Origin of the sequence: Bradyrhizobium sp. SZCCHNRI1029 (assembly GCF_032487555.1) — a bacterium.
Lineage (GTDB): Bacteria > Pseudomonadota > Alphaproteobacteria > Rhizobiales > Xanthobacteraceae > Bradyrhizobium.
In genome coordinates this window covers 40,408-61,252 of sequence record NZ_JAUEUK010000008.1, presented here as the reverse complement: position 1 = coordinate 61,252, position 20,845 = coordinate 40,408, and the positions used below count along the sequence as shown (strand labels likewise).

Genomic DNA, 20,845 nt, shown 5'->3' with positions numbered 1-20,845 from the left:
TCAATTCGAGCGCATCGGCAATCTGCAAACCCCAATTTGATTCAGACGACCGGGGGTTTCGATGCCTGAGATTCATGTCGTTCGAAAAGATAATCGCGCTCTGTACGAGAAATATTTCGATCCGTATTACCGGCTGCGCCACGAGATCTACGTCAAGCAACGCAAGTGGATGGCACTCGATCGTCCCGACGGGCGCGAGATCGATCAGTTCGACACCGAGGATTCGGTCTATCTGTTCTGCATCGACAACGGCCAGTTGATCGGCTCGATGCGCGCGGTGCCGACGCAGTTGCCGACGCTGATGAGCGACATCTTCCCGTATCTGAATCTGCGCGGCCCGATCCAGCGCCCCGACGTCTACGAACTGTCGCGCATCTTCGTGATCCCGGAGCGCCGCGGCGAGCATGCCGGCCCGCGGATCGACATGCTGCTGCTCACCGCAATCATGGAGTACGGCATCTCGATCGGGTTGACCGGCTTTTCGATCGTGCTCGAAACCTGGTGGCTGCCGCGGTTCGAGAAGTGCGGCTGGAAGGCGCGGCCGCTCGGCGTACCTCACATGATGGACGGGATGTCGGTGATGGCCGTGCTCGTCGACTGCGACGAAACGACATGGAAGTCACTCTGCGAGCAGATCGGCCTGACGCGGCCAACCCTCACGTGGCAGGGGCTCGAAGACGTCAGCCGCCAGGCCCTGCCGGATATCTTTCTTCATCTTCCACCAGCCGCTCAGCCAGCGCAATGATCTGTTCCCTGTGCCGCTTCAGCCTGAGCTTATGGAAAGCCTTCAAGAGGCGGTGACCAAGGAGCGTCGCCTCGTCCACCTCGAGGGCATAAAGGTTGGACGGCGTGTTCATGGAATCCATCGCTGACACTTCAGGTTTTGAGCCGTGACTGAACCTTCAATCGAGAAGATCATCGAGCGTCTGCAATTTTGCATCGTTGACGCTCGGGCGATGCAACTCAAAATGTTAGAGAGAATTTTGTCAATATCATTGCTTGAAGCCCACGAGCTGAAGGAAAAGTGCGCGCCCAATTCGACCAACAGCAGCCATTAGCGCTCCTGCACCGACTCTCGCAACACGTCCGGTCCTGCAGCGGCGCGTCTCGACTGGTGCATCGCAGACACAAACTGTTGATTTCAGGGCGGCTTTCGATGTGAAGGTCGGACAGGAGAGCACGAGCATCGTTGCCGAAACGCGCTCGCCGAACGTGGACGACACCTCGGCAAAATCATGGCGCCGCCGCCGGAGCTGCTCCCTGTTCAGCAAACTCGGTTTACAAAAATGGACTCGTGGGGCGTCTCGCCCCTCCGGAGTCCCGGATAACGGAACTCCGCCGGCAACAAATACGCGCGTGCGACCGACGGACGGGAAGTCATTCGTCGTGAAAGCGGACCGTTTCGGCGACCGTGGCGCGGCTGGTGCGGTAGGAGTTGGCCTTGTCACCGAGATCGGGACAACCGAACGAGATGCCGCAGACCACCTTGCGGTCGGCGCCAAGCCCGAAGTGCTGCCGCACCACGTCGGAGTGAAACGCGAGCGCCGCCTGCGGCACGGTGGCAATGCCGAGCGCCTGCGCCGCCAGCATGAAGCTCGTGACGTAGCCGCCGCAATCGATCGCGCCATAGGTGCCGAGCGCCTCGTCGCTGTGGATGACCGCCACATGCGGCGCGCCGAAGAAATTGTAGTTCTCCAGCGCCTGCCGGGCATAACCCGCCTTGTCGCCGCGCGGGATGTCGAGCGCGTTGTAGAGCTGGAAACCGCTCTCGCGCCGCCGTTCCAGATAAACGCCGGTGTATTCGCGCGGGAAAGGAAAGTCGCCCGACGCCGCCTTGCCGCTGGAGGCCGCCGCATACATCACCTTCCGGAAAGCCTCGGTCGCCGCACCAGAGGTGATCTCGACACGCCACGGCTGGCTGTTGCACCAGGACGCAGTTTTTTGCGCCGCCGTCAGGATGCGCTCGATGGTCGCGCGCGGCACGGGCTCGGGCCGGAACCTGCGGCAGGAGAAGCGCGCGGCCATCAGCTCTTCGAGAATGGTGATGGGATCCTGCTCTGACTTTGGCGCCGCAGATGACATGACAACCTTCCGTACGACCGGCGACGCTCGCTTTGTGCTCGCCCTCCACCCCCCGTCTTTCCGGACCGGTCGCCACAGCGACCGCCCCCGGAAGACGGCCGTCGTGATGCCGTCGGATCAGCTGCGCCCCTTGGTCGGCACCTTGTTGAACGGCACGTCCTTGTCGACCCGGATGTCACCGGGCAGACCGAGCACGCGCTCGGCGATGATGTTGCGCAAGATCTCGTCGGTGCCGCCGGCGATGCGCATCGAGGGCGAGGTCAGCAGCATCTGCTGAAACTGGCCCTGCGTCACCGTCTCGTCCGCGCCGGTCAGCACGCCAGCGCCGCCTTCGAGATCCATCGCGTAGGTTGCGATATCCTGCAGCATGACGCCGGCGACCAGCTTGCCGATGGAATTCTCAGGTCCGGGCCGCTCGCCCTTGGACAGCGCCGAGATCGCGCGGTAGCTCGTGTATTTCAGCCCGCTGGCCTTGACCGCCCACGACGCCAGTTTCGAGCGCGTGGCGCGATCGTCGATGGCGAGTCCGCTCTCGGTCATCAGATTGGCGCAGAACTCGAACATCTCCGGGAAGCCGGTGGCGAGCCGCGCGCCGATCGACATGCGCTCGTTCATCAAGGTGGTCAGCGACACGTTCCAGCCGTCGCCGACCGCGCCAAGGCGCTGCGAGTCCGGGATCACGACGTCGGTGAAATAGACCTCGTTGAACTCCTGCATACCGTTGGCCTGCTTGATCGGGCGGACCTCGACGCCCGGGCTCTTCATGTCCAGGAAGAACATCGTCAGGCCCTTGTGCTTGGGCACATTGGGATCGGTGCGCGTGATCAGCAGGCCGTAATCCGAGTAGTGCGCCCCCGACGTCCAGATCTTCTGGCCGTTGATGAGCCAGTCGTCGCCGCGCTTCTCGGCGCGGGTGCGCAGGCCAGCGACATCGGAGCCGCCGGCGGGCTCGGAGAACAGCTGGCACCAGATCTCCTCGCCGGAAGCGAGCTTCGGCAGATAGCGCCGCTTGTGCTCTTCGCTGCCATAGGCCATCACGGTCGGGCCGCACATGCCCTCGCCGATCTGGAACGGCTGCGTCAGCTTGCCATAGACGCCCTCCTCCTGCTGCCAGATCACCCGCTCGATCGGCGTCGCGCCGCGGCCGCCATACTCCTTCGGCCAGTGCAGGCAGGCCCAGCCGGCATCGGATTTCTTCTTCTGCCAGGCCTTGCCGACCTCGACGATGTCGGCGTGCTTGAGCCGGATGCGGCCGAGCGAGGAGCTCGCGAGCTCCTCCTCCAGCTCCCTCGGCGCGTTGGCCGCGATCCAAGCGCGCGCGGTGTCGCGAAAAGCGGCTTCCTGCGGGGTGTCGTCAAAGTTCATGCCTGACCCTCACTTGATATGCGTAGGGCGGGGGTTGGCCGAAGGCGTAACCCGCCACTTGATCAGCGTTGTACGAGCTAGCGGCGGGTTACGCTGCGCTAACCCGCCCTACGACTGCACTTGTTAGCTTCGTCCCTTGGTCGGAACCTGGTTGAACGGCAGGTCCTTGTCGACGCGGATGTCGCCAGGAAGACCCAGCACGCGCTCCGCGATGATGTTGCGCATGATCTCGTCGGTGCCGCCTTCGACGCGGGTGCCGGGCGCGCGCAGCAGCATCGCCTGGAATTTTCCGGCGAGCTCGGCCTCGGGACCGCTGAGCACGCCGGCGGCGCCCTGCAGGTCGAGCGCGTAGGTCGCGACGTCCTGGATCATCGGTCCTGCGACCAGTTTACCGATCGAGTTCTCAGGTCCCGGCCGCTCGCCCTTCGACAGCGCCGAGATGGCGCGGATGCTGGTGTATTTCAGCCCGCTCGCCTTCACCGCCCAACTCGCGAGCTTCGAGCGCACGTTGCGGTCCTCGATCGCGGGACGATCGTCCAGCATCAGGTTGGAGCAGAAGTCGAACAGCTCCGGGAAGCCGGTGGCGACGCCGGCGCCGATCGACATGCGTTCGTTCATCAAGGTGGTGAGCGCGACGTTCCAGCCGTCATTGACCGCGCCGAGACGCTGCGAGTCCGGGATCACGACGTCAGTGAAATAGACCTCGTTGAAATCCGAGTGCCCGCTCGCCTGCTTGATCGGCCGGACCTCGACACCCGGGCTCTTCATGTCCAGGAAGAACATGGTGAGGCCCTTGTGCTTCGGCACCGTCGGATCGGTACGCGTCAGCAGGATGCCGTAGTCGGAATAATGCGCGCCCGAGGTCCAGATCTTCTGGCCGTTGATCACCCAGTCGTCGCCGCGCTTCTCGGCGCGGGTGCGCAGGCCGGCGACGTCGGAGCCACCGGCCGGCTCGGAGAACAGCTGGCACCACACCTTCTCGCCCGAGGCCAGCGGCGGCAGATACTCTCTCTTATGCTGCTCGGAGGCATAGGCCATCATCGTCGGGCCGCACATGCCGTGGCCGATGATGAACATGCCGGACAGCTTGCCGTAGGGCCCCTCCTCCTGCTGCCAGATCACGCGCTCGATGGGTGAGGACCCGCGACCGCCATATTCCTTTGGCCAGTGCAAGCAGGCCCAGCCGGCCTCGGCCTTCTTCTTCTGCCAGGCCTTGGCGACGTCGAGAATGCTGGCGTTCTTCAGCGCGGTGCGGCCAAGCGAGGACGCGCGCAGTTCGTCCTCGTACTGCTTCGGCGCATTGGCGGCGATCCACGCGCGCGCCTCGGCGCGAAACGCGGCCTCCTGCGGAGTGTCATCGAAGTTCATGAGAATTCCTTTCAGATCGTCATTCCGGACGACCCGCAACGCGGGTCGATCCGGAATCCAGAGGTGAGTCATCTCGAGATTCCGGGTTCGCTCACTCCGCGCAAAATGGCATGGTCATTTTGTCGCGCGCGAGCGCCCCGGAATGACGGGCTTGGGTCACGCCGCATTGCGCTTGCGCATGCGGTCGATCAGTTGGTCTTCCCAGTAAGAGAGGCTGCCGAGGCCGAGCGCGAGCGCGTTGGCGCGTCGGTAGTACATGTGACAGTCGAACTCCCAGGTGAAGCCCATGCCGCCATGGACCTGGATGTTGTTCTTGGCGCAGTGTTGAAAGGCTTGCGTCGCGCTGATGCGCGCTGAGGCCGCGGCCTCCGGCAATTCCGGCGCATTGGTCGAGAGCGCCCAGGCGCCATAATAGGAGTTGGAGCGCGCCAAGGTCGCCGAGACGTACATGTCGGCCAGCATGTGCTTGACCGCCTGGAACGAGCCGATCGGACGGCCAAAGGCGATCCGGTCGAGCGCGTAGTCGCGGCCCATCTCCAGCGCGCGGTCGGAGCCGCCAACCTGCTCGAACGCCGTCAGCACCGCGGCGCGATCGAGCACCTGGGTGATGATGCTCCAACCCTCGCCGGCGGCGCCGAGCGGCTCCGCCTTGCAGTTCTTGAAGGTGAGCTCGGCCTGGCCGCGCGTCGGATCGAGATTGGTCAGCGCCTTGGCTTCGACGCCGCCCGCCTTGGGGTCGACCAGGAACAGCGAGATGTCGCCGTCGCGGCCGGTCGAGCCGGTACGCGCGGCAACGATGATGAGATCGGCGATGGCGCCGTCGGCGACCGGCTTCTTGGTGCCGTTGAGCACGCCGTTGGCGGCCTCACACTTGATCGCTTTGGGCGACGGATTGCCGGTGCCCTCGAACAACGCCAAGGTGCCGATCGCCTCGCCATTGGCGATCTTCGGCAGCCAGGCCTGCTTCTGCGCATCGCTGCCGGCCAGCATCAGGGCCTCCGCGGCAAGATACACGGTCGACGAGAACGGCACCGGCGCCAGCGCGCGGCCGACCTCTTCGGCGATCACGCAGAGCTCGAGATGACCGGCGCCCGCGCCGCCGTACTCCTCAGGAATGGCGACGCCGAGGAAGCCCATCTCGGCGAAGCCTTTCCACAGCGCTCGGTCATACGGCTCCTTGCCATCGAGCACGACACGCACCGCCTTGGGCGGACACTTCTCGGCGAGGAATTTCCGCGCCTGGTCCCGCAACTGCTTCTGGTCGTCGGAGAAATCGAAGTTCATGGCCTCACCTGCTTCCTGATCGTCATTCCGGGGCGATGCGCAGCATCGAACCCGGAATCTCGATCTGATTTATCTCTGGATTCCGGGTTCACTCGCTTCGCGAGTGCCCCGGAATGACGGTTTCAAAATGCGTCGTCACAGCACGATCACGTCGCTGTCGGGCTCGGCCGCGTAGAGCCGCTCGACCAGCGCGGCACGGCGTTCGAGACCGGCGCGCTGGTTGATGTAGCCCTTGTCGGTCAGCTCATGGCCGTCGATCGAGGGCGGCTCGACCATCAGCATGGCGCGGCCGATGCGCCGGCTGGTCGCGCCCTCGCACTCTTTATTATGGGCTTCGAGACCACGGCGGACGCAGTCGATGACGGCCGGATGCTTCACCACGTCCTCGAACGTCGCGTTGGGATCGCCGACCAACTGGCGGCAGGCGTGCAGATTGGGCCAGGCCAGGAGACCGACATATTCGCGGTCCTGCCCGGTCACCAGTGCATCGTGGATCGCCGGCGTTGCGGCTGCGATCGCATCGGTGCGAAGCGAGCCGACATGGACGAAGGTGCCTGTCGTGAGCTTGAAATCCTCGACCACGCGGCCGGCGAAGATGATGCCTTGCGCCGGGTCATTGGGATCGACGAACACGCCGGCATCGCCGATGCAGTAGAACCCTTCCTCGTCGAACGCCTTCTTCGTCAGCTCGGGCTGGCCGAAATAGCCGGGCATCACGTTGATGCCGCGCAGGCGCAGCTCGTATTTGTCGCCGGTCGGCACCATCTTCAGCTCGACGCCGGGGAACGGCAGGCCGATGAGCCCGACCCGCTCCGTGTTCCAATAGGTGCCGGTCGAGGTCGGCGCCGTCTCGGTCGAGCCCCATCCGGTGTAGAACACGATGCGCTCGCCGGTGGTCTTGACCGCCAGCGCCTGCATCCGCTCGTACAGATCGTCCGGCAGCCGCGCGCCGCCATAGGCCATGATGCCCAGATCCTTGAAGAAGGAGCGGCACAGCGCATCGTCCTTCTCCATCGCCGCCGCCAGCGCCGCATAGCCGGCGGGCACATTGGCGTAATAGGTCGGCGACACCTCGCGCAGGTTCCGGATGGTCTCGTCGAACATGCCGGGCATCGGCCGGCCGTCGTCGATGTAGAGCGTGCCGCCCTCGATCAAGAGCGGATTGAACAGCGCATTGCCGCCCATGGTGTGATTCCATGGCATCCAGTCGAGCACCGTCGAGATCGGCGCATCAGGCCCGCGCGGCCGCGTCTGCATCATCATCGCTGCATTGGCGCACATCATGCGCTGGGTGTTGATGACCGCCTTGGGCATGCCGGTCGAGCCGGAGGTGAACAGGAGCTTGCCGACCGTGTCCGGTGTGATCTGCGCAATCGACGCGTCGACCGCGCCGGTGACCGGCGTCGCGGCGAGATCAGCGAAGCTGATGCTCGCAATGCCCTCGCACGGACGCGCGACATGAACGACGGTGACGCCGTCGAGATCGAGCGCCTTGAGCGCCTTCTCGAAGGTCGGGCCGTCCTGCACCATGACCACGCCCGGCTTCACGAGGCCGAACAGATATTTGAGCTTGAGATGATCGTGGCTCATCAGGGAATAGGCCGGCGACACCGGAGCGGCCGGCGAACGGGCCTGCATCGCGGCCATGGTGATGAGCGCATGCTCGATCGAATTGCCGGAGAGGATGGCGACGGGGCGGCCGTCCAGCTTCAAATCGAGCAGGCCCTGCGTCAGCCCATCGACGGTGCGCTTGGCCTCGGCATAGGACAGCTTGCGCCATTGCCGCTCGGCTCCGCTGCGTTGCGCGAGCCAGGTCCGCGTCGGCGCCTCCTTAGCCCAGCGGGCGAGCGGCGCCGCCAAATGCGGCTCATAGGCCTGCAGCGGAATGCGCGATTTGATGACGATGACGCCGTCACCGCGTCTCTCGATATCGATGTCGCGCGCCAGCCAGTTGACCTTGCGGAATGCCGGCTTCTCCAACACCTTCGCTGCCGTCCCGTCCATTTTGCGTCTCCCGAAATATCGTCCTTTGCGGATCTTGATATCTAGCGGTTGGTATAGACCGGCTTGCGCTTCTCGAGGAAGGCTTGAATGCCCTCCTTGAAATCCTCCGAGCGGCTGCACAGCACCTGGTTGCGATCTTCCATCGCGATGACGGCTTCGATCGACGACGCATCGACGCTCATGTTGAGACATTCCTTTGAGAGTCGAAGTCCGACCGGCGAGGCCGTCATCATCGCATCGACGAAGGGCGCAGCCGCGCCCTCGAGCATATCGTCCTCGACGATTTCCGACACCAGCCCGACCATGAGCGCGCGCTCGGCTCCGATGAAGCGGCCGGTGAGGATCAGCTCCGATGCGACGGAGACGCCGACGAGGCGCGGCAGGAAATAGCTGGTGCCGATGTCGCAGCCCCCTAAGCCAAGCTTGATGAAGGCACAGTTCATCCGCGCCGAGCGGCTGGCGATGCGGATATCGGCCGCGAGCGCCAACGCAAAGCCGCCGCCGGCGGCTGCGCCCTGCACCAGCGCAATGATCGGCTGCGGGCAACGCCGCATCAGCATCACGATGTCGGCGATGCGGCGCTGCGAGTCCAGCGACTCGGTCACGCTGGGCGGCTCATTGACGCCGCCGCGCCGCTGCATCGCGGCCTTCAGATCGAGCCCCGCGCAGAAGTTCTTGCCGGCACCCTTGAGCACGACGACTCGCGTGGTGCGATTGCGCTGCAGGCTTTCGAAATAAGTGTTGAGCGCGTCGATCAGCGCCGGGTCGAGCGCGTTCAGGCTCTCCGGGCGATTGAGCGTCACCCGGTCGACGCCATTGTCGTGTTCGATCAGCAGCGGTTGGGACATGGCGCGCGCTCCACCCTCAGTGTCATCCCGGCGAACGCCGGGATCCATAGCCACCGGCTTGATTGGTAAGAGTGCGGCGTCTGCCAGTCTGCCTATCACAGACGCCGCGGAGTATGGGTCCCCGCGTTCGCGGGGACGACGGCGGAGGTTGCCGTCAGCGCGGGGCCATGCGGATGGCGCCGTCGAGGCGGATGGTTTCGCCGTTCAGCATCGGGTTCTCGACGATGTGGACGGCGAGGTTACCGTACTCGGAGGCGTCGCCGAGCCGGGCCGGATGCGGCACCTGGGCGCCCAGGCTCTTGCGCGCTTCTTCGTTCAGTCCCATCAGCAGCGGTGTCAGGAACAGGCCGGGCGCGATGGTGTTGACGCGGATTTTCTGGCTGGCGAGATCGCGCGCAGCGGGCAGGGTCAGGCCGACGACGCCGCCCTTCGAGGCCGAATAGGCGATCTGGCCGATCTGGCCTTCATAGGCCGCGACGCTGGCGGTGTTGATGATGACGCCACGCTCCTCGCCGACCGGCTCGGCGGTGACGAGGCGCTCGGCAAACAGCCGCAGCACGTTGAAGGTGCCGATCAGGTTGACGTTGATGATGCGCGCGAACTTGGCGAGCGGATAGACGCCGTCCTTGCCGACGATGCGCTGCGAGCCGCCGATGCCGGCGCAATTCACCAGCACGCGGGCGATGCCGTGGGCCGCCTCGGCCTTGGCGAGGCCGGCCTTGACCTGATCCTCATTGGTGACGTCGGCATGCAGCGCGACGCCCTTGATCTCGGCGGCGATCTTCTCGGCGTTTTCCAGGCTCTGATCGAGCACGGCCACCTTGGCCCCCTTGGCCGCCATGGCGCGCGCCGTAGCTGCGCCGAGACCCGAGCCACCGCCGGTGATGAGAACGGCAACGTTGTTCAACTGCATGTCAGGTTTCCTCCCTAGACGTTTTTGCTTGCGAATAGCGAATAGGGAGTAGCGAATAGAGGCTTCCCCCATTCGCGACTCCCTATTCGCCACTCGCCCGTTTCAATATTCCACCGCAGATCAGCGCCTCCATATGGGCGATGTACTGACGGCAGACATCATCGGTGACCGGGCCGACGCCGATCGCGCGCGACATCGCGTGGCGGCCGAAGAACAGGTGATCGCAGGCGCCGATCAGGCTGGTGTAGAACAGCACCGGATCGACGGCGCGAAACTCGCCCCTGGCGACGCCCTCCTCGATGAGCCGGCGATGGAAATCGAGCAGCGGCGCCACGAAGAACTTCGACACTTCGTCGGCCGCCTCCGCGCTGCTCTCATGCAGCAGATAATGGATCAGCCGGTTCATGTAGGGAAACCGGTGATAGGCGCGGATGATGCCGCTGATGTGCAGCTTCAGCTTCGCCGTCGGCGGCAGCGGCTGCGCCAGGAGATATTCGAGATTGGCCACCTCGGTCGCCGCGTCGCGGGCGAGCAGCGCCAGCAGCAGGCCGTCCTTGTTGCCGAAATGATATTTCACCAGCGCTGCATTAGAGCCGGACTTCTGCGCGATGTCGCTGAGCGAGATTTCGATCGAGGACCTCGCGATCATCAGCTCGCTGGCGGCGTCCAGCAGCTTCTCCGCCGTCGCATTCCGCCCCGCGGGAAGTTTCTCTGGCACGCTGTTGTGAAGCTGAGGTCCCAAGACATGTCTCGCGCTTGATCGAGGCAGATAAGCCGAAGCCGGAGTTGATCTCAAGAGTTAATTGATCGATTGACTAACGCTCGATCGGGCATTTAAATCGCCGCCAATCACGAACACCAAGTCTAGGGAGGATACGTCATGGCGGAAGCCTACATCGTCGCGGCCGCACGCACGGCCGGCGGCCGCAAGGGAGGACGGCTGGCCGGCTGGCATCCGGCCGACCTCGCGGCGAAGGTGCTGGACGCGCTGGTCGATCGCTCCGGCGCCGCGCCGGACCAGGTCGAGGACGTGATCATGGGCTGCGTGATGCAAACCGGCGAGCAATCGAACAACATCGCGCGCAATGCGGTGATGGCCTCGAAGCTGCCGGAGAGCGTGCCGGGCACCTCGATCGACCGGCAGTGCGGCTCGTCGCAGCAGGCGCTGCATTTCGCCGCGCAGGCAGTGATGTCGGGCGCGATGGATGTCGTGATCGCCGCCGGCGTGGAGTCGATGACCCGGGTGCCGATGGGTCTCTCCTCCACGCTTCCGGCGAAGAACGGCTTCGGGCACTACAAGAGCCCTGGCATCGAGAGCCGCTATCCGAACATCCAGTTCAGCCAGTTCACCGGCGCGGAAATGATGGCGGAGAAGTACGGTCTCTCCAAGGATGAACTCGACGAATATGCCTATAACAGCCATCAGCGCGCGATTGCCGCCACGCAGGCAGGCCACTTCAAGGACGAGATCATCCCGCTCGAGATCACCCGTGCCGACGGCTCGACCGACACCCACCACATCGACGAGGGCATCCGCTTCGACGTCAGCCTCGACGGCATCAAGAGCGTCAAGCTGATCGCCGAGAACGGCAAGCTGACGGCGGCCACGGCCAGCCAGATCTGCGACGGCGCGTCCGGCGTCATGGTCGTCAACGAGCGCGGCCTGAAGTCGCTCGGCGTCAAGCCGCTGGCCCGCGTCCATCACATGACCATGATGGGCGGCGACCCCGTCATCATGCTGGAGGCGCCGCTCCCGGCGACGCAGCGCGCGCTGCAGAAGGCCGGCATGTCGATCGACGAGATCGATCTCTATGAGGTCAACGAGGCGTTCGCTTCCGTGCCGACCGCCTGGCTGAAGACCATCGGCGCCGATCCGAACCGCCTCAACGTCAATGGCGGCGCGATCGCGCTCGGCCATCCGCTCGGCGGCTCCGGCACCAAGCTGATGACCACGCTGCTGCATGCGCTGAAGGCCCGCAACAAGCGCTATGGGTTGCAGACGATGTGCGAAGGCGGCGGCATGGCGAATGTGACGATCGTGGAGCGGCTGTAGATCGCGCAACAACAACGGTGTCGTCCCCGCGAACGCGGGGACCCATAACCACCGCGCTACGTTTTGCGCGAGCTGTTGCGGCAGCTCGTTATCACCACAGGATCCTGTGGTTATGGGTCCCGGCGCGAGGCCGGGACGACACCTTGTTCCTGATCAGCGGTGAGCTCTCATGACCCACCCCTCCATTCACGCCCGCAGCCATCCCGACAAGATCGCCTATCAGATGGCCGGCACCGGCAAGGCCATCACCTATCGCGAGCTCGACGAGCTCTCGAACCAGGGCGCTCATCTATTCCGTGCGCTGGGGCTCAAGGCCGGCGACCATATCGCCTTCCTGATGGAGAATCGGCTGGCGTTCATGGAAATCGCCTGGGCGGCGCAGCGCTCCGGCCTGTACTACACCGCGATCAGCCGCTATCTCACCAAGGACGAGATCGCCTACATCATCAGGGATTGCGGCGCCAAGGTCTTCATCACCTCGCCGAAATGCGCCGAGCAGGTGCGCGATCTCGCGACGGCCAAGGACGGCCCGCTGTTCTTCATGATCGACGAGCCCGAGCCCGGCTTCCGCTCCTGGGACAAGGAGGCCGGCGCCCAGCCCAAGACGCCGATCGCCGATCAGGTCGCCGGCTACGACATGCTGTATTCGTCGGGCACCACCGGACGGCCGAAGGGCATCAAGAAGGATTTCGAAGGCAATCCGATCGATCAGCCGAACCAGTTCCTGCGCGTGCTGTGCGCCGACATGTGCGGCATGAACGCCGAGAGCACCTATCTGTCGCCGGCGCCGCTCTATCATGCAGCTCCCTTGCGCTTCAACATGATGGTCTCAGTGCTCGGTGGCACCTCGATCATCATGGAGCATTTCGACGCCGAAGACTTCCTGAAGCTGGTCGAAAAGTACAAGGTCACGCAGTCGCAGCTTGTGCCGACCATGTTCGTGCGCATGCTGAAACTGCCGGAGGACGTGCGCAAGCGCTACGACGTGTCGACCCTGAAGGGCGCGATCCATGCCGCTGCGCCCTGCCCGGTCGACGTCAAGGCCAGGATGATCGAGTGGTGGGGTCCGATCCTGATCGAGTATTATGCCGGCTCCGAAGGCAACGGCGTCACCGTCTGCACCTCGAAGCAGTGGCTGGAGCATCGTGGCAGCGTCGGACGCGCCGTTGTCGGCAAGATCAAGATCCTCGGCGAGAATGACGAGGAGCTGCCGACCGGCGAGATCGGCACGGTGTACTTCGCCGACGCGCCGGTGTTCTCCTATCACAACGATCCGGAGAAGACGAAGCGGGCCTACAACGACAAGGGCTGGTCGACGCTCGGCGACGTCGGCTATCTCGACGCCGACGGCTTCCTCTATCTGACCGACCGCAAGTCCTACATGATCATCTCCGGCGGCGTGAACATCTACCCGCAGGAGACCGAGGACGTCCTCATCACGCATCCCGACGTCGCCGATGTCGCCGTGTTCGGCGTGCCGAACGAGGAGATGGGCGAGGAGGTCAAGGCGGTGGTGCAGCCGCACGACATGGCGCGCGCCGGCAAGGCGTTCGAGGAGCAATTGATCCTGTTCTGCCGCCAGCATCTGTCGCCGATCAAGTGCCCGCGCTCGATCGATTTCGAGCCGGAGCTTCCGCGCACGCCGACCGGCAAGCTGGTCAAGCGCCACCTGCGCGAACGCTACTGGCCGAAGAAGGGCGCGGCCTAGCTCCAATAACGGTAGCTGTCGTCCCGGCCTTGCGCCGGGACCCATAGCCACCGCAGCCGATGATGCGAAGGGTATAAGCTCCAGCTTGGCGCCACATGAGCGCCTGTGGTTATGGATCCCGGCTCGCGCTCGCTTCGCTCGCTTGGCCGGGACGACGCGAGGAGAGTGCACGCCATGTCCCAGTCCTTTCCCCCGCTTCCCCTCCCACCCACGATCCGGTCCCGCTTCGTCGACGGCATCAACGGCCTGCGCATGCACGTGCTCGAAGCCGGCTTCGAGACGCCCGGCCGTCCCTGTGTGCTGCTGCTACACGGCTTTCCCGAGCTGGCCTATAGCTGGCGCAAGGTGATGCCGGCGCTGGCCGCCGCCGGCTACCACGTGCTGGCGCCGGACCAGCGCGGCTATGGCCGCACCACAGGGTGGAGCGCCGACTATGACGGTGATCTCGCGCCGTTTCGCTTCACCAATCTGGTGCGCGATGCGCTCGGCGTGGTCTATGCATTCGGCCATCGCCATGTCGCGTCTGTCGTCGGCCACGACTTCGGCAGCCCCGTCGCGGCGTGGTGCGCGGTGATCCGCCCCGATGTCTTTCGATCGGTCGTGATGATGAGCGCACCGTTCCCGGGGCCACCCGCAGCACCGTTCGACATCGCCAGCCATCCCCTCGCGGCGCAGGAGGATCCCGTGCATCGCGAACTGGCTGCGCTGCCGCGTCCGCGCAAGCACTATCAATGGTACTACGCGACGCGGCAGGCCAATGCGGACATGCATCATCCCCCGCAGGGGCTGCATGAATTCCTGCGCGCCTATTACCATCACAAGAGCGCAGACTGGGCGGCCAACGCCCCTTCTCCTCTGCAGGCCTGGGACGCGGCCGAACTCGCCAAGCTACCGACCTACTACGTCATGGACCTCGACAAGACGATGGCCGAGACCGTCGCCGAGGAGATGCCGGATGCGGCGGCGATCGCGGCGAATCGCTGGCTGCCGGACCATGAGCTCGCGGTCTATACCGCCGAATATGAACGAAACGGCTTCCAGGGCGGGCTGCAATGGTACCGCTGCGGCACGTCTGGTCTATTCGACGCTGAATTGCAGACCTGGTCGGATCTCACGATCGACGTTCCGTCCGCATTCATCTCCGGCCTGCAAGACTGGGGCATCTACCAACGGCCCGGTGTGTTCGAAGCGATGCAGTCCCGAGTGTGCACCAACATGATCCTGTGCGAGCTGATCGATCGCGCCGGACATTGGGTGCAGCAGGAGCAACATGAACGAGTCAATGAGCTCCTGTTCACGTTCCTGAACAAATCGACAGCCTGATTTCGGACGCCGTTCCGACGTATTAGGCGAATCGAGGAACGAACATTCGGGGTTGACGTTTTTGCATCCGGGCAATGCGCATCAGGAGAAGATTTATGGATAAGAAGATCGCAGGCTTGTTGGGCGCGGTCGCCGCTGTCGGCGCGCTCGGCACGGCGCAGGCGTCAGCGGCTCCGGCCCCGAGCGACGTGCTGAAGGCCAACTCCTACGCCGACCTGCTCGAGCCGATCCCGAATGCGGCCAAGGTGCTGCAGGCGCTCGACGAGCAGGCGCCGCCGGAGGCCGAACCGAAGGTGCAGCTGGCGCAGTGGTACCATCACCACCACCATCATCACCACCATCACCATGGCTACTGGCGCGGCTATGGCTACGGTCCTGGCTATGGGTACGGCTACGGCCCCCGGGTCTATGTGGTGCCGCGCCGGTACTACCATCACCACCACCATCATCACCATCACCACTGGTACTACGATCGCTACTGATCGTTGAGAGGTGAAAGCTCGGGGGGCGCCGACCGTGAGGTCGGCGCTCTTTCGTTTGAGGAAGACGGAAGCGTCAGGACTTGCGCGCCTTGTCCTTCGCCGCGCGATGCAGGTGGCGGTAGGTGCCGTCGAACACCGTGTCGGTGCTCGACACCCATTCGGTCTCCTTGGCGAGCACCGGACGGCTGGCGTGGATGCGGCGCGACTGCAACTCGCGCTCGGCCGCCTCGTCCGGAGTCATGGGCTCGACCGTGAAGTTTGCCTCCTCCGGAATCACGATCACCTGAGCGAACGGCTCGCCCGGACGGAAGATATGCGTCCGCCCTTCCGCGGGCGCCTTGAACACGCAGAAGAACAGCATCGGCCAGAAATTGCGCACCAACGCCGGCACCGCGATCGGGCAGGTATCGCTGCGGTCGGTATAGAAGCGCGGATGCGGCTCGGTCCGGATCGCGAAGCCGTTGGGCACCTTGAGATCGAGCAGGATCTGGTAGGTGTAGAAGGCATCGCCAAAATTGCGGAACGGCGGCCATTGCAGGCTCGGGCTCGGCGGCTCGCCCCAGTCGCCGGACAGCTCCAGCTTGCCGTCGCGCGTGGTGACGTGCAGCTCGAAGTCGTACGGATAAAATAGCTCGATGCCATATTGCGCACCTTCCGAGAATGGTACGCAATGCCAGACCTGCTCATGCGAGCCATTCGCTCGTGGCTGGCGTTCGCCTGCCCAGCCCGGGATATCCATCCGGGTGCGGCGCGGCGCCAACCCTGGATCGTTGAGCCGATATTTGACGCTATCCATGAGAACTCCTTAGGTGGCTGAGCGGAACGCGAACGACGGACTATCCTCGCAGTTCCATGACTGGAGCTTGAATGCGCTGTCACCGAAGGGTTTCGCGACCAATCAGCGGCCGGAGTTTGACCGCGGTGCGGCAAATCCATATAGACTTTAGAACCGTTCTAAACACTCGAATGTTGAGAGCGAGAGATCCGGGGACCTTGGAATGAAGAACTTCGCCGACCTCACCGAGCGCGAGATCCTGGCAATCGCGATCTCGGCCGAAGAGGAAGACGGCCGTATCTATATGAGCTTCGCGGAGGATCTGGCGGAACGTTATCCGGATTCAGCCAAGCTGTTCGAGCAGATGGCCGAGGAGGAGAAGGGCCACCGCCACATGCTGCTCGAACTCTATGAGGAGCGCTTCGGCAAGAACCTGCCGCCGATCCGGCGCGAGAACGTCAAGGGCTTCATGCAGCGCCGGCCGATCTGGCTGACCAAGAACCTGTCGCTCGACGCCATCCGCCGCGAGGTCGGCACGATGGAGTTCGAGGCCGAGCGCTTCTACGCCAAGGCGGCCGAGCAGGCCAAGGACGTCGGCGTGCGCCGGCTGCTCGGCGATCTCGCCGAGGCCGAGAAGGGCCACGAGAAGGTCGCGGCGAAACTGACCGACAAGATCCTCAGTCCGGACGTCCGGCACAAGGAGGACGAGACGCGGCGGCGCGTGTTCGTGCTGCAATATGTCCAGCCCGGTCTCGCCGGCCTGATGGACGGCTCGGTCTCGACGCTGGCGCCGCTGTTCGCCGCCGCCTTCGCCACGCATCAGAACTTTCAGACCTTCCTGGTCGGCCTTGCCGCCTCGATCGGCGCCGGCATCAGCATGGGCTTTGCCGAGGCGCTGTCCGACGACGGCTCGCTGACGGGCCGCGGCTCGCCGTGGCTGCGCGGCGCCGTCTGCGGCGCGATGACGACGCTCGGCGGACTGGGGCACACGATGCCCTATCTCGTCCCGGACTCCTGGACCAACGCGTTCTGGATCGCGACCGCGATCGCGAGCCTCGTCGTGTTCTTCGAGCTGTGGGCGATCGCCTATATCCGCGCGCGCTACATGGACACGCCGTTCCTGCAGGCGGTGTTCCAGATCGTGCTCGGCGGCATCATCGTGCTCGGCGTCGGAATTCTCATAGGAGCGGCCTAGCATCCGCACCCCCGCGTCTTGCGAAACGCTCAGCCGCGAGGCTGATGGCGCCGGACCGATCACAACGGAAAACTCGTCATGACGCCACGCCTGCAATACGGCACGCCCGCGAAGATCCTGCACTGGCTGGTGGTGGCGCTGCTCGCCATCCAGTATCCGATCGGCTGGCTGATGCCGGACCTGCATGCCAATACACCCCCCGGCGCGCCGATGATCCTGCACATTTCATTCGGCCTCACCATTCTGGCATTGATCGCCGTGCGCTTCGTCTGGCGGCTCACCCATCCGGTCGCACCGGAGAGCTCGCTGCCGCCCTGGCAGCGGCTGAGCTCGGAGGTCGTGCACTGGATGCTCTATGTGATGGTGCTGGCGAGCACCATCACCGGCTGGCTGTTCGCCTCCTTCCGCGGCTGGAGCGTATCGTTCTTCTACCTGTTTCCATTGCCGATGCTGGCCGCGCGCAACCCGGCCGGTAACCGCGCCATCGACGGGCTGCACCAAGCCTCCGAATGGCTGCTGCTGATCCTGATCGTCGTTCACGTCGCCGCCGCACTCGCGCACGTCTTCATCTATCGCGACCGTGTCATGCAGCGGATGCTGCCGGGCTAGAATCCGCAATTTTGGTCAAGCGATCGCCATCCGCATCGGTTAGGACTCCCGGCAAACATCTCACCGGGAGGATCGACCTTGGCCGCACCGCAATGGACGTTCGCAACCGCCGTCGACACGGCGAAGGCGTTGGCAGATCGTGAGATCTCGTCGGTCGAGCTGACCAAGCTCGCCATCGACCGCATCGAACGTCATGACCCCGAGATCAACGCCGTCTGCGTGCGCGATTTCGAGCGCGCGCTCGCTGCCGCCGACGCCGCCGACGCCGCGCTGGCGCGCGGCGAACGGCGGCCCCTGCTCGGCCTTCCGCTCACGGTGAAGGAATCCTACAACGTCGCCGGCCTGCCGACGACCTGGGGTTTTCCGCAGCACAGGGATTTCATCGCGGCCGAGGATGCGCTGACGGTGACGCGCGTGAAGGACGCCGGCGGCATCGTGCTCGGCAAGACCAACGTGCCGCTCGGGCTCGGCGACTGGCAGAGCTACAACGACATCTACGGCACCACCAACAATCCCTACGATCTCGGCCGCACGCCGGGCGGTTCGTCAGGCGGATCGGCCGCGGCCCTCGCGGCGGGCTACGGCTCGCTGTCGCTCGGCTCCGATATCGGCGGCTCGCTCCGGGTGCCGGCGTTTCATTGCGGCGTCACCGCGCACAAGCCGAGCTACGGCCTGGTGGCCTCGCGCGGCCATACGCCGCCGCCGTTTCAGCCGCTGCCGGGCGAGGCCGACCTCGCCGTCGTCGGCCCGATGGCGCGCTCGGCCGCCGATCTGTCGCTGCTGCTCGATGTGATCGCAGGCCCCGACCCGCTCGAGGCCGGCAAGGCATATCGCCTCGACCTGCCGCCGCCGCGCCACGGTCGCCTGCCGGATTTCCGCGTGCTGGTGGTCGCGAGCGATCCGCTGCTGCCGACCGACAGCGCCGTGCGCGGCGCGATCGAGCGGCTGACGGCCGACCTCGCACGGGCCGGCGTGAGCGTCACGACGGACAGCCCGCTGCTGCCGGACTTCGCCGCATCGAGCCGGCTCTACATGCGCATGCTGCTCGGCTTCATCGGCGCCACCATGCCGGCGGAGGTCCACGCCGGCGCCAGTCACGCGGCCGCGCAATTGCCGAAGGAGGCAGCGAGCCTCGCGGCCGAGCGGCTGCGCGGCATCGCGCTCAGCCATCGCGACTGGGTGCAGGCCGGCGGGGCGCGGGCGCGGCTGCGCGCGCAATGGCGAACGCTGTTCGAGCAATTCGATGCCGTGATCTGCCCGATCATGCCAACGCCGGCCTATCCGCACGACCATTCGCCCGACCAGGAGCAGCGCCGCATCAGCATCGACGGCGTCGAGCATTGCTACACCGATCAGCTCGCCTGGCCGGGCATCGCCACCTTGCCCGGACTGCCCGCCACCGCGATTCCGCTTGGACTCGCCGACGGCCTGCCGGTCGGGGTGCAGATCGTCGGCCCGTTCCTCGAGGACCGCACGCCGCTCAAGCTCGCCGACCTGATCGAGCGCGAATTCGGCGGCTTCGTCCCGCCGCCGCGGTTCGCGAACTAGTTCGCGATCGGGCTTATTCAACAACGCCTCGCCAAATTCCGCCGTCGTCCTACATCGTCATGGCCGGGCTTGACCCGGCCATCCATCTTGCAGAGAGGCTGGATGCCCGGGTCAGGCCCGGGCATGACGGGTAACTAATAGGCAGACCCGCCGAACCTCATCACCTGCCTCACACCCGACCACCCACCTCACGCATCGAACATGATCACGCTGCGCAGCGTCTTGCCTGCCTTCATGTTGGCAAAGCCCTCGTTGATCTCCGACAGCTTCAGCTTGGTGGAGATCCAGTCCTCCAGATGCAGCTTGCCGCGCAGATAGAACTCGACGAGGCGGGGCATGTCGACGCGGAAGTGGTTCGAGCCCATCGACGAGCCCTGGATGCGGCGCTCGCGCAGGAAGTCGAAGCCGTGCAGCTCGATCTTCTGGCCGAACGGGATCATGCCGACGATGGTCGCGGTGCCGCCCGGCGCCAGCATCGCGAACGCCTGCTCGGCGGTCTCCTTGCGCCCGAGCACCTCGAAGGCGTGGTGCACGCCGCCCTTGGTGAGCTCGCGCACCTGGGCCACGACGTCGCCCTCAGTGGGATTGATGATGTCAGTCGCGCCCAGTTTCGTCGCAAGCTGCAGCTTGGCCGGATTGGTGTCGATGGCGATGATGCGGCCCGCGCCCGCGATCTCGGCGCCGTTGATCGCAGCCATGCCGACGCCGCCGCAGCCGATCACGGCCACCGTCTCGCCGGCCTGCACCCGCGCCGTGTTGACGACCGCGCCATAGCCGGTGATGACGCCGCAGCCGATCAGCGCCGCGAGATCGAGCGGCATGTCCGGGCGGATCTTCACGATCGCGTTCTCGTGCACCAGCATCTGCTCGGCGAAGGACGAGAGGTTGAGGAACTGGTGCAGCTTCTCGCTTCGTCCCCATGACAGCCGGTTGGAGGCGCCGGGCGGCATCTTCACCGTCGTATCGGTGCACAACACCGGGCGGCCCGTGGTGCAGTTGTCGCAGGTGCCGCAGAACACGGACAAGCACGTGACGACGTGATCGCCCGGCTTCACATAGGTCACGTCGGCGCCGACCTGCTCGACGATCCCAGCCGATTCATGGCCGAGCACGGCGGGCAGCGGATGCGGATACAGGCCTTCGATGAAGTGCAGGTCGGAATGGCAGAGACCGGCAACCGCCGTGCGGATCAGCACTTCCCGCGGCCCCGGCTTGGGCACACTGATGTCCTCGATCACCAGCGGCTTGTTGACCTCCATCAGCACGGCGGCTTTCATTGGCGTTCTCC

Annotated in this window: 18 protein-coding genes; 8 read left to right on the top strand and 10 right to left on the bottom strand. The window is 64.9% G+C overall.

Annotation, left to right across the window (positions count from 1 at the left end; translation table 11 throughout):
* Positions 1-61: 61 nt before the first annotated feature.
* Positions 62-745, top strand: coding sequence for an acyl-homoserine-lactone synthase (locus QW861_RS22435; RefSeq protein ID WP_315713741.1), 684 nt, complete (start codon positions 62-64; stop codon positions 743-745).
* Positions 746-1,377: 632 nt separating this feature from the next.
* Here the strand turns inward: QW861_RS22435 and QW861_RS22430 are convergent.
* The 8 genes from QW861_RS22430 to QW861_RS22395 form a co-directional block, all read right to left on the bottom strand.
* Positions 1,378-2,025, bottom strand: a complete 648-nt coding sequence (locus QW861_RS22430; RefSeq protein WP_316172756.1) for a nitroreductase — start codon at positions 2,023-2,025, stop codon at positions 1,378-1,380.
* A gap of 174 nt (positions 2,026-2,199) precedes the next feature.
* Positions 2,200-3,447, bottom strand: a complete 1,248-nt coding sequence (locus tag QW861_RS22425) for an acyl-CoA dehydrogenase (protein ID WP_316167346.1) — start codon at positions 3,445-3,447, stop codon at positions 2,200-2,202.
* 123 nt (positions 3,448-3,570) lie between these two features.
* Positions 3,571-4,815, bottom strand: coding sequence for an acyl-CoA dehydrogenase (locus tag QW861_RS22420; RefSeq protein WP_315825935.1), 1,245 nt, complete (start codon positions 4,813-4,815; stop codon positions 3,571-3,573).
* Positions 4,816-4,971: 156 nt separating this feature from the next.
* Entirely contained in the window at positions 4,972-6,099 is a 1,128-nt protein-coding gene (locus QW861_RS22415; protein ID WP_315825934.1) for an acyl-CoA dehydrogenase family protein, read from the bottom strand.
* 135 nt (positions 6,100-6,234) lie between these two features.
* Positions 6,235-8,103 (bottom strand): AMP-binding protein, encoded by a 1,869-nt coding sequence (locus tag QW861_RS22410; RefSeq protein ID WP_316172693.1) that lies wholly within the window; start codon positions 8,101-8,103, stop codon positions 6,235-6,237.
* 41 nt (positions 8,104-8,144) lie between these two features.
* Positions 8,145-8,951, bottom strand: a complete 807-nt coding sequence (locus tag QW861_RS22405) for an enoyl-CoA hydratase/isomerase family protein (protein WP_316167344.1) — start codon at positions 8,949-8,951, stop codon at positions 8,145-8,147.
* A gap of 154 nt (positions 8,952-9,105) precedes the next feature.
* Positions 9,106-9,864 (bottom strand): SDR family NAD(P)-dependent oxidoreductase, encoded by a 759-nt coding sequence (locus QW861_RS22400; protein WP_315825931.1) that lies wholly within the window; start codon positions 9,862-9,864, stop codon positions 9,106-9,108.
* 82 nt (positions 9,865-9,946) lie between these two features.
* The gene (locus QW861_RS22395; protein ID WP_315825930.1) at positions 9,947-10,606 is read right to left on the bottom strand and encodes a TetR family transcriptional regulator; all 660 of its coding nucleotides are present in this window, start codon (positions 10,604-10,606) and stop codon (positions 9,947-9,949) included.
* Positions 10,607-10,744: 138 nt separating this feature from the next.
* On the opposite strand from QW861_RS22395, the gene QW861_RS22390 reads away from it, so the two are divergent.
* From QW861_RS22390 to QW861_RS22375, 4 genes are all read left to right on the top strand, one after another.
* Positions 10,745-11,917 carry an acetyl-CoA C-acetyltransferase gene (locus QW861_RS22390; RefSeq protein WP_315825929.1) on the top strand — a complete coding sequence of 391 codons (1,173 nt, stop codon included), beginning with the start codon at positions 10,745-10,747 and terminating at the stop codon, positions 11,915-11,917.
* A gap of 169 nt (positions 11,918-12,086) precedes the next feature.
* The gene (locus QW861_RS22385) at positions 12,087-13,625 is read left to right on the top strand and encodes an acyl-CoA synthetase (protein ID WP_316172694.1); all 1,539 of its coding nucleotides are present in this window, start codon (positions 12,087-12,089) and stop codon (positions 13,623-13,625) included.
* 252 nt (positions 13,626-13,877) lie between these two features.
* The gene (locus QW861_RS22380; RefSeq protein WP_315714359.1) at positions 13,878-14,948 is read left to right on the top strand and encodes an alpha/beta hydrolase; all 1,071 of its coding nucleotides are present in this window, start codon (positions 13,878-13,880) and stop codon (positions 14,946-14,948) included.
* 95 nt (positions 14,949-15,043) lie between these two features.
* Entirely contained in the window at positions 15,044-15,430 is a 387-nt protein-coding gene (locus QW861_RS22375; RefSeq protein WP_315713731.1) for a hypothetical protein, read from the top strand.
* Positions 15,431-15,503: 73 nt separating this feature from the next.
* Here the strand turns inward: QW861_RS22375 and QW861_RS22370 are convergent, their stop codons facing one another.
* Entirely contained in the window at positions 15,504-16,226 is a 723-nt protein-coding gene (locus QW861_RS22370) for a hypothetical protein (protein WP_315713730.1), read from the bottom strand.
* A gap of 202 nt (positions 16,227-16,428) precedes the next feature.
* On the opposite strand from QW861_RS22370, the gene mbfA reads away from it, so the two are divergent.
* The 3 genes from mbfA (at position 16,429) to QW861_RS22355 (ending at position 19,557) form a co-directional block, all read left to right on the top strand.
* Positions 16,429-17,400, top strand: a complete 972-nt coding sequence (mbfA, locus tag QW861_RS22365; protein ID WP_315713729.1) for an iron exporter MbfA — start codon at positions 16,429-16,431, stop codon at positions 17,398-17,400.
* Between the two features lie 78 nt (positions 17,401-17,478).
* The gene (locus QW861_RS22360; RefSeq protein ID WP_316172695.1) at positions 17,479-18,009 is read left to right on the top strand and encodes a cytochrome b; all 531 of its coding nucleotides are present in this window, start codon (positions 17,479-17,481) and stop codon (positions 18,007-18,009) included.
* A gap of 78 nt (positions 18,010-18,087) precedes the next feature.
* Positions 18,088-19,557 (top strand): amidase, encoded by a 1,470-nt coding sequence (locus tag QW861_RS22355; RefSeq protein ID WP_315825926.1) that lies wholly within the window; start codon positions 18,088-18,090, stop codon positions 19,555-19,557.
* 188 nt (positions 19,558-19,745) lie between these two features.
* On the opposite strand, the gene QW861_RS22350 is transcribed toward QW861_RS22355, so the two are convergent.
* A complete protein-coding gene (locus QW861_RS22350) occupies positions 19,746-20,834 on the bottom strand; it encodes a Zn-dependent alcohol dehydrogenase (RefSeq protein ID WP_316172696.1) in 1,089 nt (362 codons plus the stop codon).
* Between the last annotated feature and the right edge of the window lie 11 nt (positions 20,835-20,845).